General features: G+C 69.8%; 15 protein-coding genes. 8 read left to right on the top strand and 7 right to left on the bottom strand.

The genetic code is table 11. The features are described from left to right. Nucleotides 1-54: 54 nt before the first annotated feature. Together ACFYYN_RS30850 and ACFYYN_RS30845 are read right to left on the bottom strand one after the other, a co-directional pair. Nucleotides 55-357: a fumarylacetoacetate hydrolase family protein gene (locus ACFYYN_RS30850; protein WP_500548364.1), complete on the bottom strand. Its 303-nt coding sequence runs from the start codon at nt 355-357 to the stop codon at nt 55-57. Between the two features lie 85 nt (nt 358-442). Beyond that, entirely contained in the window at nt 443-1,162 is a 720-nt protein-coding gene (locus ACFYYN_RS30845) for a FadR/GntR family transcriptional regulator (RefSeq protein WP_500548363.1), read from the bottom strand. 304 nt (nt 1,163-1,466) lie between these two features. On the opposite strand from ACFYYN_RS30845, the gene ACFYYN_RS30840 reads away from it, so the two are divergent. The 6 genes from ACFYYN_RS30840 (at nt 1,467) to ACFYYN_RS30815 (ending at nt 9,662) form a co-directional block, all read left to right on the top strand. Then, entirely contained in the window at nt 1,467-2,774 is a 1,308-nt protein-coding gene (locus ACFYYN_RS30840) for an enolase C-terminal domain-like protein (protein WP_500548362.1), read from the top strand. After that, nucleotides 2,771-3,382 carry an SDR family NAD(P)-dependent oxidoreductase gene (locus ACFYYN_RS30835; RefSeq protein ID WP_500548361.1) on the top strand — a complete coding sequence of 204 codons (612 nt, stop codon included), beginning with the start codon at nt 2,771-2,773 and terminating at the stop codon, nt 3,380-3,382. The genes ACFYYN_RS30840 and ACFYYN_RS30835 overlap by 4 nt, the downstream gene beginning before the upstream one ends. Nucleotides 3,383-3,470: 88 nt before the next feature. Continuing rightward, nucleotides 3,471-4,541, top strand: coding sequence for a sugar ABC transporter substrate-binding protein (locus tag ACFYYN_RS30830; protein WP_500548360.1), 1,071 nt, complete (start codon nt 3,471-3,473; stop codon nt 4,539-4,541). Between the two features lie 20 nt (nt 4,542-4,561). Beyond that, nucleotides 4,562-6,070 carry a sugar ABC transporter ATP-binding protein gene (locus tag ACFYYN_RS30825; RefSeq protein WP_500548359.1) on the top strand — a complete coding sequence of 503 codons (1,509 nt, stop codon included), beginning with the start codon at nt 4,562-4,564 and terminating at the stop codon, nt 6,068-6,070. Beyond that, on the top strand, nt 6,063-7,124 hold the full coding sequence (locus ACFYYN_RS30820) for an ABC transporter permease (RefSeq protein ID WP_500330894.1): 1,062 nt from the start codon (nt 6,063-6,065) through the stop codon (nt 7,122-7,124). The genes ACFYYN_RS30825 and ACFYYN_RS30820 overlap by 8 nt, the downstream gene beginning before the upstream one ends. 117 nt (nt 7,125-7,241) lie before the next feature. Beyond that, nucleotides 7,242-9,662, top strand: coding sequence for a glycoside hydrolase family 95 protein (locus ACFYYN_RS30815; RefSeq protein WP_500548358.1), 2,421 nt, complete (start codon nt 7,242-7,244; stop codon nt 9,660-9,662). 307 nt (nt 9,663-9,969) lie between these two features. Here ACFYYN_RS30815 and ACFYYN_RS30810 read toward each other — a convergent pair whose 3' ends face one another. Together ACFYYN_RS30810 and ACFYYN_RS30805 are read right to left on the bottom strand one after the other, a co-directional pair. Then, a complete protein-coding gene (locus ACFYYN_RS30810; protein ID WP_500548357.1) occupies nt 9,970-10,788 on the bottom strand; it encodes an alpha/beta fold hydrolase in 819 nt (272 codons plus the stop codon). A gap of 167 nt (nt 10,789-10,955) precedes the next feature. Next, a complete protein-coding gene (locus tag ACFYYN_RS30805; protein ID WP_500548356.1) occupies nt 10,956-11,621 on the bottom strand; it encodes a DUF4097 family beta strand repeat-containing protein in 666 nt (221 codons plus the stop codon). A 240-nt stretch (nt 11,622-11,861) separates the two neighbouring features. Here ACFYYN_RS30805 and ACFYYN_RS30800 point away from each other — a divergent pair, with 240 nt between their 5' ends. After that, nucleotides 11,862-12,617 carry a helix-turn-helix domain-containing protein gene (locus ACFYYN_RS30800; protein WP_500548355.1) on the top strand — a complete coding sequence of 252 codons (756 nt, stop codon included), beginning with the start codon at nt 11,862-11,864 and terminating at the stop codon, nt 12,615-12,617. Nucleotides 12,618-12,753: 136 nt separating this feature from the next. Here the strand turns inward: ACFYYN_RS30800 and ACFYYN_RS30795 are convergent, their stop codons facing one another. Beyond that, the gene (locus ACFYYN_RS30795; protein WP_500548354.1) at nt 12,754-13,284 is read right to left on the bottom strand and encodes a hypothetical protein; all 531 of its coding nucleotides are present in this window, start codon (nt 13,282-13,284) and stop codon (nt 12,754-12,756) included. A 301-nt stretch (nt 13,285-13,585) separates the two neighbouring features. Here ACFYYN_RS30795 and ACFYYN_RS30790 point away from each other — a divergent pair, with 301 nt between their 5' ends. After that, a complete protein-coding gene (locus ACFYYN_RS30790) occupies nt 13,586-14,362 on the top strand; it encodes a DUF427 domain-containing protein (protein WP_500548353.1) in 777 nt (258 codons plus the stop codon). A gap of 195 nt (nt 14,363-14,557) precedes the next feature. On the opposite strand, the gene ACFYYN_RS30785 is transcribed toward ACFYYN_RS30790, so the two are convergent. Continuing rightward, nucleotides 14,558-15,157: a hypothetical protein gene (locus tag ACFYYN_RS30785; protein WP_500548352.1), complete on the bottom strand. Its 600-nt coding sequence runs from the start codon at nt 15,155-15,157 to the stop codon at nt 14,558-14,560. A 590-nt stretch (nt 15,158-15,747) separates the two neighbouring features. Continuing rightward, nucleotides 15,748-16,269, bottom strand: a complete 522-nt coding sequence (locus tag ACFYYN_RS30780) for an NUDIX domain-containing protein (RefSeq protein ID WP_500548351.1) — start codon at nt 16,267-16,269, stop codon at nt 15,748-15,750. Nucleotides 16,270-16,334: the final 65 nt, after the last annotated feature.

Below are 16,334 nucleotides of genomic sequence, written 5' to 3'. Positions count from 1 at the left end.
CGGAGCGTCCCAGAGGCACCCGTTCGGCGTACCACGGTCGGATCGCGGAGGACATCAGGCGTGCCCGAGGACGTGCCGCTGACGGCCGGGCCGGTCGATCGCCACTTCGACGCCGCCGCCCCACAGTCGCGTCCTCGGACCCCGGGCCGCCCGCTCGTGCTGGAAGGAGCGCTCGCTCACGACGTCGGCGATGGCGCAACCCGCGATCACGCCGGCCGCGGCGTCAGGGGAGCCCAGGCTACGGGCGGTCCGGCTGATGACCACCGAGAGTTCGATCTCGTGGCCGTAGGCGGCTCCTTCGGCGCCGAGGGCGGTGGGACGCTCGAAGCCCGCGGGGCCGACGCGCAGGAATCTCATCGGGGTGCTCCTCGCTGATGATGCGTGCTCGCCAGTGGCCGGCCGGACCTCGGGCCGGCCACGGGGCGGACGATGGTGTGCGGGGTCACTGCCGGCCGTCCGTGACGTCGCTCCGGGCGCCGAGGTTCGGTTCCAGATGCTCGCGCAGCCACTGTTCGGTGTTGCTGACGTGCAGGAGGGCGGCTGCCTGGGCCAAGGGGGCGTCACCGGCGGCCAGTGCCCGGTGGATCGCCTCGTGTTCGGCGACCGTCCTTCCCGCGGCGTCGTCATCGACCAGGCCACGCCAGACACGGGCCCGCAGCGTCCGCCCGGAGATCCCCTCCAGCAGGGTGGTGAGGGTGGCGTTGCCGGTGGCTGCGACGACGGCACGATGGAAAGCGGCGTCGTGTTCGTTGAGGCGCTCCACGTCGTCCCGGGCCGCCCGCATCGCCTCCAGATGCCGTTCGACCTCCCGCAGCCCCGCGGCCGAGATCCGCGTGGCGGCGAGCCCCGTGGCGATCGGTTCGAACAGCCGGCGCACCTCGGTGAGCTCCAGCAGGGTGTCGCCACGCAGCAACTCCACCGCCGAACCGATGCTGCTCAGCAGCAACTCGGGTTCCAGACTGGTCACATAGGTTCCGTCGCCCCGGCGGATCTCCAACACCCGTGCGACGACCAGCGCTTTCACCGCTTCCCGCATGAGGTTGCGGGACAGGCCCAGCTCGGCTGCCAGCTGCTGCTCCGGCGGCAGTTTGGCGCCCGGGCGCAGCTCGCCTGAGTGGATGAGGTCCCTGATGCGGTCGATCGCCTTGTCGGTCAAAGACATCCGTCTGCTCCCTGCTCGTCGCCCAAGCGGCGGCAGCGTAGCAATACATCCCATCGCTGCGGAATAGATGGGATGACCCGGACTCGTGCCCGGGTGTGAGTCTGTCGCACATCTGCAGGTCAGAGGCGTCTCGGAATCCTTTGCCTGCCGGGGGTATGGACAGCGATGCGAGTCGACCCTATAAATCCATCCAATGTCCGAGGCTGGTCGTAACGAAGAGAACATCTCGTTGAGACATGAGGACGGGTGGTTGCCATGATGCGGGGAGTGCGACGGAGCCTCCGAGCCGGAGGCGCCGGAAGCGATGACTGAGCTGATCACCGCGGTCGAGGCGGTCGACGTACGGTTCCCCACCTCGCGGGAACTCGACGGTTCCGACGCCATGAATCCCGAGCCCGACTACTCGGCCGCCTATGTGACGGTCCGTACGAGTGCCGGGGACGAGGGATACGGACTCGCCTTCACCGTGGGCCGCGGCAACGACGTCGAGGTCGCCGCCGTACGTGCCCTGGCGCCACTGGTCGTCGGACTGCCGGTGGAAGAGGTGCTGGCCGATCTCGGCGGCTTCTCACGGCGGCTGACCGGCGACAGCCAACTGCGCTGGCTGGGGCCGGAGAAGGGGGCCATCCACATGGCCACCGCGGCCATCGTCAACGCCGTCTGGGACCTGTACGGGCGCCGTACCGGAAAGCCGGTCTGGCGACTGCTGGCCGAGTTCTCTCCGGAGCAGTTGGTCGACCTCGTCGACTTCCGCTACCTCCAGGACGCGCTCACCCGTGACGAGGCGCTGGACATCCTGCGGCGCGCCGAGCCCGGACGCGCCCAGCGCACCGCGCACCTGCTGGAGCACGGCTACCCGGCGTACACCACGACCCCGGGCTGGCTGGGGTACGACGACGAGAAGCTGGTGCGACTGGCCAAGGAGGCGGTCGCCGAGGGCTTCGGCCAGATCAAGCTGAAGGTCGGCGCCGATCGCGAGGCGGACGAACGCCGCATGCGGCTGGCGCGCGAGGCGGTCGGCCCGGACGTCAGGATCGCCGTCGACGCCAACCAGGCGTGGGGCGTCCAGCAGGCGATCGACTGGATGGCGTCGCTCACGCCCTACGACCCGTACTGGATCGAGGAGCCCACTTCCCCGGACGACATCCTCGGCCATGCCGCCATCCGCAGGGCGCTGGCGCCGGTCAAGGTCGCCACCGGAGAACACACCCACAACCAGGTGATGTTCAAGCAGCTGCTCCAGGCGGGCGCGCTCGACGTGCTGCAGCTCGACGCCAGCCGCACCGCCGGGGTCACCGAGAACGTCGCCGTCCTGCTGCTGGCCGCCAAGTTCGACGTCCCGGTCTGCCCGCACGCCGGCGGGGTCGGGCTGTGCGAGATGGTGCAGCATCTGGCGATGTTCGACTACGTCGCCGTCAGCGGCACCACCGAGGACCGGGTCATCGAGTACGTCGACCACCTGCACGAGCACTTCACGGACCCGGTCCGCATCCGCGACGGCCGCTACCTGGCGCCGGTCTCGCCCGGCATCGGCGCCGAGCTGCACCCGCGGTCCCTGGAAGACCACCGCTATCCCGACGGCCCCGTGTGGGGTGGGGAGGCCGGCGGATGAGCCCCTCCGAGTTCGCGGGCCTGAAGGCGCTCGTGACCGGTGGCGTCTCCGGCATCGGGTCGGCCACCGCTCGGCTTCCGGCGGTCCGCCCGGCCAGGGTCGCCTGCCTCGACCTCATCCCGGACGATGTCCCCGAACCCCTCATCGGCATCCGCGCGGACGTCGCCGACGGCGCGAGCGTCCGGGCAGCCGTGGACGAGGTGGCGCGGTTGCGCGACGGCATCGACGTCCTGGTCGTCAACACCTGTTCCGTCGCCGCCACCGCCGGACTGCCCGACCGGGCACCGTACTCCGCGACGAAGGGTGCCGTGCTCGCCCTGACCCGTACGACCGCTGCCGACCTCGTGCACTCCGGCATCCGCGTGAACTGCGTCAACCCCGGCACCGCCGACGCACCGTGTATCGGGCGCCCTCTCGATCGCGCGGCCGCCCCCGAAGCCGAACGCGCTGCGCTCTGCGCACGCCACCCCATGGGCCCCCTCGCCTCCGCGGACGAGGTCTCCGCCGCCGTCGTCCACCTCGCGAGCCCGTCGTCCGGCCCGACCACCGGCAAGGCCCTCGCCGTCGACGGAGGCTTGGTAGGCCCGCGGATCCGTCCGCGCGCCTGACCCCGGCCCCTTCCCTGGACTCCGGCAGGCCCCCACACCCGCCTGCGTACAGCCCGCCCTCGCGACCCACCGGCAAGGAGAACGAGCAATGAAGCTCAGATTCACCCGGCACGCATGCTTCGGCGGCCTCGCCGCCCTGACCGCCTTCGCACTCACCGCCTGCGGCGACTCCGGACCCGCGTCGGGCACGGGCGGCGGTTCGACGGTGATCGGGGTCGACTACCCACGCTCCGACACCGACTTCTGGAACTCGTACATCAAGTACACCCCCGAGTTCGCGAAGGAACTCGGGCTGGACCTGAAGACCACCAACTCGCAGAACGACGTCGCCAAGCTCACCGCCAATGCGCAGACTTTCATCAGTCAGGGCGTCAAGGGTGTCGCGATGGCGCCTCAGGACACCGCGGCCATCGCGCCGACCCTGGCGCAGATGGAGGCGAAGAAGATCCCGGTCGTCACGGTGGACACCCGACCGGACACCGGCAACGTCTACATGGTGGTCCGCGCCGACAACCGCGCCTACGGCGAGAAGGCCTGCCAGTTCCTCGGCACCAAGCTGGGGGGCAAGGGCAAGGTCGTCATGCTCCAGGGCGACCTCGCGTCGATCAACGGCCGAGACCGCACCGAGGCCTTCAACGCGTGCATGAAGAAGAACTACCCCGCCATCAAGGTCCTCGGTGAAGCCACCAACTGGGACGGGGCCGTCGCGGCGCAGAAGCTCCAGACCGACCTGACCGCGCACCCCGACATCAAGGGTGTCTACATGCAGTCCAGCTTCGCGCTCGCCGGCACCCTCCAGGTGCTCAAGCAGAAGAACCTGCTGGTCGGCCCCGAGGACAAGAAGCACGTCTTCATCGTCTCCAACGACGGAATCCCCGAGGAGCTCAAGGACATCGCCGAGGGGAAGATCGACGCCACCGTCTCCCAGCCCGCCGACCTCTACGCCAAGTACGCCCTCTCCTACCTCAAGGCGGCGATCGAGGGCAAGACGTTCCGGCCCGGCGAGACCGACCACGACAGCACGATCATCCAGGTCCGCGACGGCCTGCTGGAGGACCAGCTCTCCGCCCCGCTCGTGACCGCGGACGGCGGCACCTACGGCGGGGTTCCCAGTCTCAAGAGCGACGACCCGTCCCTGTGGGGCAACAACCTCGGCTGACCGGAAGGGCGGTACACACCATGGTCACGGCTCTTCCCGTCGTCCAGGCGGCAGGGCTGACGAAGCGGTTCGGGCCCACGGTCGCGCTGCACGACGCCAGGATCACGATCATGCCCGGCGAGACGCACGCGCTCGTGGGCCGCAACGGGGCGGGCAAGTCCACCCTCGTCTCCGTCCTCACCGGCCTTCAGGCACCGGACGAGGGGACGGTGGCCTTCGACGGGGTGCCGGCCCCCCGGCTCGCCGACCGGGATGCCTGGCGCAAGCGGGTGGCATGCGTCTACCAGAAGTCCACCGTCATCCCCCAGCTGACGGTCGCGGAGAACCTCTTCCTGAACCGGCACGGCCGGGGACGGGGTGGCCTGATCAGCTGGCGCACGGTCCGTGACCGGGCACGCGAGGTCCTGCAGACCTGGTCGGTCGACGTGGACGTGCGCACCCCTGCCGGCGAACTCGGCATAGAACAGCGGCAGTTCGTGGAGATCGCCCGGGCGCTGTCGTTCGGCGCACGCTTCATCATCCTCGACGAGCCCACCGCGCAACTCGACGGATCCGCCATCAACCGGCTGTTCGCGCGGATCCGGGACCTCCAGCGCCAGGGCATCACCTTCCTGTTCATCAGCCACCACTTGCAGGAGGTCTACGAAATCTGCGACACGGTGACGGTGCTGCGCGACGCCCGGCACATCCTGACCGCCCCCGTGGCCGAACTGCCCCGTGCCGAGCTCGTGGCCGCCATGACGGGTGAGAGCGCGGACAGGGGTGCTGCAATGAGCCGTCAGCCCGTGGACTCCGGGTCGCCGACCGTGCTCGCGGTGGAAGGCGCGGCTGTTCAGGGAACGTACCGTGACGTGTCCTTCCGGATCCGGGGCGGGGAGATCGTCGGTCTCGCCGGTGCGGCCGGCAGCGGCCGTACGGAGGTGGCGGAGACGGTCGTCGGACTCCGGGCCGCCGAGACGGGAACGGTCAGGATCGCGGGGATCCGGCCACGGCCGGGCAGCGTCCCCGCCGCGCTGGCGGCGGGTGTGGGGTTCGTCCCGCAGGACCGTCACCACCAGGGGCTCGTACCGGAGATGTCCATCGCCGACAACGGGACCCTGACCATCCCCGAACGGCTCGGCTCGCGGGGTCTCATCGACAACCGGCGCCGTGACGCCTACGCCCGCTCCATGATCGAAAAGCTGGCGATCAAGACACCGGGGCCGCAGCTGCCCGTCTCCGGGCTCTCGGGAGGCAACCAGCAGAAGGTCGTCATGGCCCGGGCCCTGGCCAACGATCCCAAAGTGCTGGTGCTGATCAATCCGACCGCCGGCGTGGACGTGCGGTCCAAGGAGTTCCTCCTCGGCAAGGTCGAGGAGATCGCCGAGTCCGGTACCGGGGTGCTCATCGCCTCCGACGAACTCGACGACCTGCGCACATGCGACCGGGTCCTGGTGATGTTCCAGGGCCGTGTCGTGGCCGAGAGGGCCGGTGGCTGGCACGACCACGAGCTCGTGGCCGCGATGGAAGGAGTGGACCTCGATGTCTGAGAGCGCGACCGCGGCTGCTGCGAAGAGCCCGGACGGCGGGCAGCCCGACGCCTCGAGCGCGCAGCCGGCCGCAGCGACAAGGAGCGGTCACCGGATCGCTCTCGCACGACTGCGCGACCTGGCGCTCGTTCCCGCGATCATCGTGATGGCGATCGTCGGCCAGCTCGTCAACCCGGTGTTCCTCCAGGCTGACAACCTGATCAACGTCCTGCAGACCATGTCCGAGATCGCACTGCTGGTCCTCGCCCAGACCCTGGTGCTGATCGTCAAGAAGATGGACCTCTCCCTGGAGTCCACCGTGGGGATCGCACCCGGGGTCGCGGCCTGGCTCACCGTCCCGGCCGGCGCGACGCACGGAATCGGCGTGCTGCCCGGCGGCTGGTCCGTGCCGGTCACCTTGGCGGTGGGTCTGCTGATCGGTGTGGTCAACGCCCTGTTCATCATCCGGTTCGGTCTCAACGGCTTCATCGTGACGCTCGGCATGCTGATCGTGCTGCGCGGTGTCCTGACCGGCATCTCCGGTGGCCAGACGTTCTTCCAGCTGCCGCCGTCGATGCTCTACCTCGGCACCGCCCAGTGGGCGGGCATGCCCGCCTCGGTGTGGATCTGCCTGCTCCTGTTCGCCACCGGCATCGTGGTGCTCGGCTTCACCAGCTTCGGCCGCTCCCTGTACGCGATCGGCGGCAACGTCGACGCGGCGAAAGCGGCGGGCATCCGTACCGACCGTGTGCTGTGGACCGTCATCGTCACCGCGAGCGTGCTGGCGGCGCTGAGCGGCCTGCTGCTCTCGGGGCGCCTCGCCTCGGTGGCCTCCGCCCAGGGCAACGGCTACATCTTCACCGTCTTCGCAGCGGCGGTCATCGGCGGCATCAGCCTCAACGGCGGCAAGGGCACCATGTTCGGCGCCTTCACGGGCATCCTGCTGCTGTTCATGATCCAGAACGTCCTGACCCTCGGTGGCGTCCCCGCGCAGTGGATCGGCGCCCTCAACGGCACGATCATCCTCATCGCCCTGGCGCTGTCCCGCATCACAGGCGGCAGGGCCCAGGAATAGGAACCCTCCGACCGGGCCGGGCGACGGCCACCCGCGCGTGCGGACCGCGCCCGCGATTCCGGGGTGCACTCCTCGGGACCGGCCCGGACATCTGCGACCGAAAGGCATGGCAACCCCATGGAACGAAGAGACTTTCTCGTCGCCTCCGCGGCCGCTACGGCCGCGCTGACCGCCGGGCTGCCGGCCGCCGAGGCGGCCGCGGCGCCGCATCCCGTGCCCGGACCGGAGCCGCACCCCGCCCCCAAGCCGTCTCACCTTTCCCTGTGGTACGACAAGCCCGCCGCGCAATGGCTGGAGGCGCTGCCGCTCGGCAACGGCCGTCTCGGCGCGATGGTGTTCGGTGGCGTGAACACCGAGCAACTCCAGCTCAACGAGGACACGCTGTGGGCGGGAGGCCCCTACGAGCCCGCCAACTCCCAGGGCCTGGCCAACCTCGCGGAGATCCGGCGCAGGGTCTTCGCCGGGGAATGGAACTCCGCCCAGAACTTGATCAACTCGTCCTTCATGGGCATACCGGTCGGCGAGCTGATGTACCAGACCGTCGGAAACCTGCGCCTCACCATCGCGGGCACCGGCGACGTCACCGGCTACCGACGGGAACTGGACCTCGACACGGGCGTCGCGACCGTGACGTACAGCCGCGGCGGGGTCGCGTACCGGCGCGAGGTCTTCGCCAGCCACGCCGATCAGGTGATCGTGGTCCGGCTCACCGCCGGCGGCCGCGGCGGCCTGTCCTTCAGCGCGGCTTTCGACACTCCCCAGCAGGCCGGGACCGACTCCCCCGACCCGCTGACGGCCGCACTGGAAGGTGTCGGGCAGACCCGCGAGGGAGTCACCGGACAGGTCCGCTTCCGCGCCCTGGTCCGCGCCAACGCCCGCGGCGGTACCGTGCGCAGCGAGAACGGCACGCTCACGGTGACCGGGGCCGATTCGGCGACCCTGCTGGTGTCCGTCGGCACTGGTTACCTCGGCTACGCGGATGCCTCGGGCGACCACCGTGCCCGCGCCGAGGAACCGTTGAACGCCGCTGCCGCCGTCCCGTACCCCGAGCTGCGCGCACGGCACGAACGGGACCACCGGGCGCTCTTCCGCCGCGTCACGCTCGACCTCGGCACCACCGATGCGGCCGGCGCGCCGACCGACCAGCGGGTGGCCGCCTTCGCCGGGGCGGAGGACCCGCAGCTGATCGCGCTGCACTACCAGTACGGCCGCTACCTGCTCATCGCCTCCTCCCGCCCGGGCACCCAGCCCGCCAACCTGCAGGGCATCTGGAACGACCAGCTCTCGCCGCCCTGGGATTCCAAGTACACGATCAACATCAACACGGAGATGAACTACTGGCCCGCCCCCACCACCAACCTCCTGGAGTGCTGGGAACCGATCTTCGCGCTCCTGGACGACCTGTCCGAGGCCGGGCGGAAGACGGCGCGGGTGCAGTACGGCGCGGACGGCTGGGTGGCGCACCACAACACGGACGCCTGGCGCGGGACCGCGCCCGTCGACGGCGCCTTCTGGGGGATGTGGCCCACCGGCGGCGCCTGGCTGGCGACCTCCGTCTGGGAGCACTACCGCTTCACCGGCGACCGCGAGGCCTTGCGCCGCCGCCTGCCCGTGGTCGAGGGAGCGGTCCGCTTCTTCCTCGACTCACTCGTTCGCGACCCCGGTACGGGACACCTCGTCACCTGCCCGTCCGTGTCACCGGAGAACGCCCACCACAACGGTGTGTCGGCGTGCGCCGGGCCGACCATGGACAACCAGATCCTGCGCGACCTCTTCGACGGCTACCTCGCGGCTTGTGACACCCTCGACGCCCCGAGCCCCTACGCGGAGCGGGTGCGTGCGGCCCGGGACCAGTTGCCTCCCATGAAGATCGGGGCGTTGGGGCAGTTGCAGGAGTGGCAGGAGGACTGGGACGCCGGCGCCCCGGAGCGGCAGCACCGCCATGTCTCCCACCTGTACGGCCTGCACCCCAGCAACCAGATCACCAAGCGCGGAACGCCGGACCTCTTCCAGGCCGCACTGAAGACACTGGAGATGCGCGGCGACGCCGGCACGGGCTGGTCCCTCGCCTGGAAGATCAACTTCTGGGCGCGGGCGGAGGACGGCGCCCGCTCCTACAAGTTGCTCAGCGACCTCCTCACGCCCGACCGCACCGCGCCGAACCTGTTCGACCTCCACCCGCCGTTCCAGATAGACGGCAACTTCGGTGCCACGGCGGGCGTGACCGAATGGCTGCTCCAGTCGCACACCGACGAGGTCCATCTGCTGCCCGCGCTGCCTCCCCAGCTTCCGGACGGACGCGTCACAGGCCTGCTCGCCCGTGGAGGCCTCACCGTCGATCTCGCCTGGCGTGACGGCGCGCTGTCCCACGCCCGCCTTGCGGCGCGGCACGACGGCACCGTCCGGCTGCGTACCTCCCTTCCGGTAACCGTGCGCTCCACCGGCCAGCCCCCGCGGCACCATGTGGACCATCCGGAGAGCACCGTCGCCGTGTTCGAGGTCAAGGGAGGCCACGACTATGTGATCAAGCCTCGCTGAGCATTCCCGTTCTCGTCCGCTCATGAGCACGTGGGCGGCGTCAACGTCGGCGCGGAAAGGGACGTGCCAGGTGCGGGCGCTGACCGCCAGCCCTCGCCGAGGCCCGTGCCCGGCAAGGGCCGACCCGATCACGCAGGCGCCCGCGTATCCCACACCGACACCCCCGCGGCTACGTCGCGTCGAACGTACCTGTGGCAGGGGGACAGCGAAGCAGGCGCCTGGCTCGCGCCTGCTTCGCTGTCGCCGCCGCGCGGGCCGGTCACCGTGGTGACCGGGTGCCGGTCGCGGCCCTGTCGTGGTGGTGTGGTCAGTGTTCGGCACGGTTCAGGCCGGCGGCTTCGTGTACGGCGTGGGCGATGGCAGGGGCGTCCTTCTTGAGGATGGCACCGTGGTTGCTGGCGACCTTCGCACTGATGCGGATGTCGGGGTTGCGGGTGATGACGGCCTCGAGGCTGGTACGTATGCGTTCCTGCTCGTCCCCGCGGCTTCCCAGGGAGGTTCCGGAGGCGACGACGTAGCGGACGGGGACGGTGATGGCGTCCAGGACGGGGCCGAGTTCGCGTTCGCGGGAGAGCCGGCCGAGTTCGATGTTGCTGTCGGCCATCTGGTGGGCGGTCATGCGGGGGGTCAGACCGGTGGGGCGCAGGAGCGGGGTGATCCAGCTCATGCGGCGGAACAAGGTGCGGATGCGTTGTTCCATGGCCTCATCCAGCCAGTCGTGGGGGAAGGCGCCGTCAACGAGGACTGCGCCCAGGCTGCGGTCGGGGTTGCGGTGGGCCCAGTGGGCGGCGACGACGGCTCCGTAGGACCAGCCCACCAGCAGTGCCTGGTCCACGTTCCTGGCGGCGAGGACGGCGTCGACGTCACGGACGGCGGCTTCGAAGGAGTAGTCCGCCGAGCGCTTCGATTTTCTGCCGCGGGCGCGTTCGTCGTAGGTGATGTGCCGCCACCCGGAGCCGAGTTCGGTGATGACCCGGCGCCAGTAGCCCTGGGTGGCGAACTGGCCGTTGAGGTAGACGACGGGGGTGCCGGGGCCGCCGGTGTCGGTGACGGCCAGGGCGGTGTCGTCGACGGGCACCATGCCGCTCCACGGGGAGCCGGCCGGGGGAGTGCTGTTCTTGGTCATGTCTTTTCCGCCTTGGTGGTGTGAGGGCGTGGTGTGAGGCGTGGGGTGTGGCCATTTGGGGGCACGCGACGTGGGTCGCAGGGCCCCGAGGGCGGGGGGCGGGGCGGCCTGGTGGCCCGCCGTGCGGGACTTCTTCGGCGCCTGCCCCCCGGGTGGTGCTGTGCTGCTTACAGGCTGCGGGCGGTGATGTTGCCGTGGGGGGTGGTGGCCTGGATGTCGAGGTCGGGGGTTCCGTTGTTCTTCAGGGCGTTGCTGATGCGGCCGTGGCCGGTGCCGGCGTCCAGGGTGGCCGAGACTCCGGCGGCGGCTGCGATGGTGATGTCGCCGGACTGGGTGTGCAGCTCGACGGTGCCGCGCAGGGCCGAGGTGATGCGGATGTCGCCGCGTTGGGTGCTGATCTTGGCGGAGCCGGTGAGCCGGCCGATCGCGACGTCGCCGTCGGTGGCGGTGAGGCGGACGCCGGCGGCCTCGTCGATCTTGATCTGGCGGTAGGCGCCGTCGAAGTCGATGTCGCCGAGGCGTCCGACGCCGCGCAGTTCGGCGCTTGCGGCCTTGGCCTGGACGCGGGAGCCGGCGGGCAACTGGACGGTGACCTCCAGGGACCCGGAGGGCCCGAAGAGCCGGTTGCCGGTCTGGGTGCTGCGGATCTGCAGGACGCCGTCGGCGTAGGTGACGGTGGTCTGCTCGGCGGCCTGGACGTCGCTGTTCTTGGCGGGGTTGGCGGGCAGGACCTCGACGGTGGTGTCGGTGCGGTCGGCGGCGATGAACTGGATGCGTCCGGCGGGGACGTCCAGGACGGCGGAGATCGGGGCGGGGGTGTCGAAGGTGCGCATCGTGGTCTCCCGTGTTCGCTCGTTGTTTCTGACACCGGAAACGCTACGTTGCTTTCCAGTTCGTGGCAACAAGCTCGTTGCGCAACTTCCTTATAAGTGCAGGTAGATGCGTGGAAACTGTTGCAACGGCTCTGTCGAGAACGCAACGCCCATCGCTGCGATCATTGCAATGGCTGTGGGGTGAACGCTATAGTGTCGGGCGTCAGGGACCATCACGCAGGATCACCGAGGGAGACCGCGATGCCGGGCGGCAGGCTCACCCAGACCGAACGTCAGCAGATCGCGCTGGGACTGGCCGACAGCCTCCCCTACGCCGAGATCGCCCGGCGTCTGGACCGTCCGACGTCGACGGTCACGCGGGAGGTGATGCGCAACGGCGGCCCCACCGCCTACCGCGCCGATCTGGCCCACCGGGCCACCGAACGCCGCGCCCACCGGCGCAGGCCCGCCTCGGCGCGGGGGGCGCAGCCGGGTCTTCAGCCGCACGGGCGGGATGCGGAGGCGGTGGCGGAGTACGAGGAGACGTTCACCACCGTGCTGATGGGTTCCGGGCTGAGCAAGATGTCGGCCCGAGTGCTGACGTGTCTGTTCACCACCGATGCGGGCAGCCTGACCGCGTCGGAACTCGCCCAGCGCCTCCAGGTCAGCCCGGCGTCCATCTCCAAGGCGATCGCGTTCCTGGAGAGCCAGAGCCTGGTGCGCCGCGAGCGCGACGAGCGCCGCCGGGACCGCTATGTCGTCGATGACGAGCTGTTCTACCAGGCGACGATCGCCAGCGCCCGGGCCAACGACCAGCTGGTGGCGACCGCTCGTCAGGGTGTTGCCGTTCTCGGCGCCGACACGCCTGCCGCCGCCCGGCTGGAGAACATCGCCCGTTTCCTGGACTTCATCAGCGAAAGCATCACCCGCGCTGCCGAGCAGGCCCGCGACGTCCTCCACACCAGGCCCGGCACCAGCCCCGACGCGACCGCCCCGCCGCGTCCGGACCAGGGATAGACAGCCCTCCCGACGGCGGGGACTGCTGCGGCGGGCGAGCCGGTGGCAGGCGTGCGTGCAGAGCCGGCCCGGCTCTCTGGAAACTGCTCGGGCACGCACGGATGAACGTGCCCAGTCACCGGTACGACAGGGTCGTTCAGGCAGCGTCGAAGCCGCTGCATGCGAGTGCCTGCAGATAGGGGTTCCGTCGTGTCACGGGTTGCCTCGAGAACATCAGAGCGAGAGCGTCCTTCAGTGACTGCTCCACCAGGCTGTCGAACTCACCCGCCGGGCAGTGCCCCTCTGCGGGGCGGAAGCGCCAGCCCTCCCGGGTGGCGTATCGGGTGCGCAACCCGATGAGTTCCTTGCCCCGAGTGAAGCGCCATTCGCCCTGTCGATCGGACAGTTCAAACACCGCGAGCCCGTCCTCGCGGAGCGTGACCCTCGCGGCGTGAAGCATGAGGACAAAATCCAGAACGCAGACGGAGGCCGCGGCGTCGGAGAAGTCGCCATTGCCGATCCTGAGGCTGACGTCGACCTTGAAGTTGTCCCAGATGAAGGCAGACGGGGTGAGCTCCTCAACCACCGTGGGCTCGCGGAAGGCATCGAGCGGGACCCACTCCGGCCCCCATGACGTGTCTCCAGGGCTGGGAACCAAACCGAGTGAAGGCGTTGCGGGTGTGCTCACCGCTCCAGAATGCCGGACGGGGTGGCGGGATCGGCAGGGTCCCCGCTTCGAGCCGGCCCCTCCGGGCTTGTCACGTTTCCCGTGCATCGCCGGTCTGTGCTCGAGAGGACGTGCGTGGCCGCTGCTTGCCCGGTAGGGCGACTGCGCCGCCCGTGGGCGGGGCCGCCTCCGCGACGGTAGGGGATGTGGAGAGGTGCGAGGCGGTGTCACCAGCGCAGGACTCGACCTCGACCTCGACCACGGGCGGCCTCTGCCGCGGGGCGATGCATGCAAGACGAACGAGAGAACCGAGGTCGGCATTATGGCAAGTGAGAGTGTTGCGCATCCGAGCCTGATTGTCCCGGTGGGGCATGTCGAGCCGGTGCCGCGCAGGGTCCGGGGCGTGGTGGGAAGCCGCGTGGTGTTCGACACGCGTCGTGCGCTGTACGTGTGGGAGTGGCGGGCCTACCCGCAGTTCAGTATCCCGGTGGAGGACCTGGTCGACGGCGTGCTCGTCGATGAGCATCACACGGAGCATCACGGCGCCGGTCCCGCACGCCGGCACGCGCTGCGGGTGGGTTCGCAGGTCCGCGAGGGTGCGGCGTGGGTGTGGGACGAGGGTGCCCCTGGGCCGTTGCGCGGCCAGGTGCGGTTCGAGTGGGAGGCGCTGGACTCCTGGTTCGAGGAGGACGAACCGGTCTTCGTCCACCCGCGGAGTCCGTATTCGCGGGTGGACGCTCTGCGTTCGTCCAGCAGTGTGCGGGTCGAGCTGGACGGGGTGGTGCTGGCCGAGGCGCCCAATTGCGTGAAGTTGTTCGAGACCGGCCTGCCGACCCGCTACTACGTGGAGCGCATGTACGTCGACTGGGCCCGGCTGAAGGCCTCGGAAACGGTATCGCGATGCCCCTACAAGGGGACCACGAGCGCCTACTGGTCCTTCGACAGCGACCGTGACCCGCAGCAGGACATCGCCTGGGCGTACGACTTCCCGACCATTCAGGCCAATCGCATCGCGGGCCTGGTCGCGTTCTACAACGAGCACGTCGACCTGTACGTCGACGGCGTCCTGCTGCCCAGGCCCGCCGCCGTCACCTCCTGAACCCTGGGGCGGCCCGGTCGTCCGGGCCGCCCCACACGGCACGTGCCCCGTTCCCGGCGCGGGCCGGGAGGGCAGGCCCTGGTCCCATCTGGAACCGGGATGGGCGCGGCGCCTGGTGTGTTGGGTGCGGCGGGGGCCCCCTCCGGTGTGGAGGGGGCGTGGTGCCGCCGGCGTGCGGGGTGGGCCGTCGCCGGTTCAGATGGTGGGTGTCTCGTCGACGTGTTCCTGGTGGAGTTCGAGGACGAACTTCCAGCCGGCGCTGGCTTCCATGAACCGCACCCGGGTGGGGTAGATGTCCAGGGCGCGGCGGTCCCGGTTCTGGCCGGTCGTGCCCTTGCGCCCGCGGGCGGGCTCTTCGAACAGGTCGACCTTGACGTCCGGCACCGCGACGACTTCCTCGTTCCAGCGCTGGACGATTCCCGCGCCGAACGCCTCCCGTGCGGCGGCGTAGAGCGATTCGAGGGATGCGGTGTTGCCGCCGGGCACGAAGAGGGCGAGGTTCAGCAGGACGCCGGCACTGGCCAGGACCTCGATTTCCTCTCCGGCCTCGTCGGCAACCCATATCCCGGGCTGCTCGGCGTCGTCGGGGAGGATGTGGACTTCCTCGCCGAAGACCGTCCGTGCGGTGAAGGATCCGCCCTCGAAATTCTTGCCCGACTTCGTGAGGGATGCCGGCGCGTAGCAGCCGAGGGGGAGATCATCCGTGGCTGCCGAGACGAAGATCTCGTCCTTGAGGCCCAGTTCTGAGACCTCCTCGGCCGTCAGACGCCGGGCCGTAACCTTGCTGGTGTTCACAGTCTTTCCCTTTCTTCGTGTAGCCCCACCGGGAGTTCGGCGACCTGCTGTTCGCGGCTGGGCCGCGGCCTGTCGGCTGCCCTGGTGGTGACCACGCGTCACGTAGCGTAAGTGGTGGGCGCGTCGTGTGACGTCGCCGCCCCCGGACAAGATCCCAGAAGCCTCCGGCTCCCCACGACCGGGGTATACAGCCTGTTCAGGGATGCGTCGTCTTCCGCGGCAGCGCGGTTTGCAGGGGGAGCCACGCGCGGTGAGTGTAGTGCGGGGGACTGACATCGCAGCGTGTGGGCGCCGGCCGGCGTCAGCGCGGCAACGGCTGCCGCCGACGTCCCTGCCGGTGCGGGGGTAGCCGGCCCTTGTCGGCCCGGAGGCGCCGGTGCGTCAGTTTCCCTCCGCGTACCGGGTCTGCCGGCGACGGCCGTCACCCGTGTTCACCCGGTACGTCTGCCTTATGTGGCATCAGACGGGTCTCGTCCACCGTCATGGCACTCGATCCCGCGGGACACGTTCCCCATGGTCGCCGAGCATCAACTGGCCTACTCGTGGCTGCAGTTCACAGCGAATATCGGTCGGGCTCCCACTGGCCCAGCTCATGAGCACCGTTCCTGCGCAGAAGCCGGTGCGGCACGACAGGCGAGATATCGATCGAGAATCGCCTGGCTATCAGGAGTGAAGGTCCACTGCCGCAGAGCCCGCCGCAGCTCGGACTCCGTCAGCCACCCGTGCCAGGCCACCTCTTCCGGATCAGGGGCGACGATCTCCGGAAGCACGGCGTCACAGACCGCAAGCCAGTGAGGGCTGAGCCCGCCCCGGTTGAGGAACTTGAACCGAAGGCACGCTGTCGCCCGCACTCCCAGCTCCTCGCTGAGCTCGCGGGCAGCTGCCTGTTCATAGGACTCGCCGACTCCCGCAGCACCCCCGACCCCGAGTTCATGGTGCCCTGGGAAACGGGACAGGTGCGCGGCCCGCCGATGCACGAGAAAACGACCTTGCCCGTCGCGGCACACCACCACGCCAACCCGGTGCAGCCAGCCCTCCCGAACGGCGTCCCGCCGACTGACCACCCCCAGCACACGGTCCTGAGCGTCAACGCGTTCCACGAGTTCATCCACGACAGGCACGATCGCAGAACCCACTGACACCCGCCGGGAACGACCGGACCGCCACACGGTCAGCG

The organism is Streptomyces sp. NPDC001902 (assembly GCF_042891295.1).
Taxonomy (GTDB): Bacteria; Actinomycetota; Actinomycetes; order Streptomycetales; family Streptomycetaceae; genus Actinacidiphila.
Note: the sequence above shows the minus strand (reverse complement) of the source record. Positions and strands in the feature narration are given on the sequence as shown.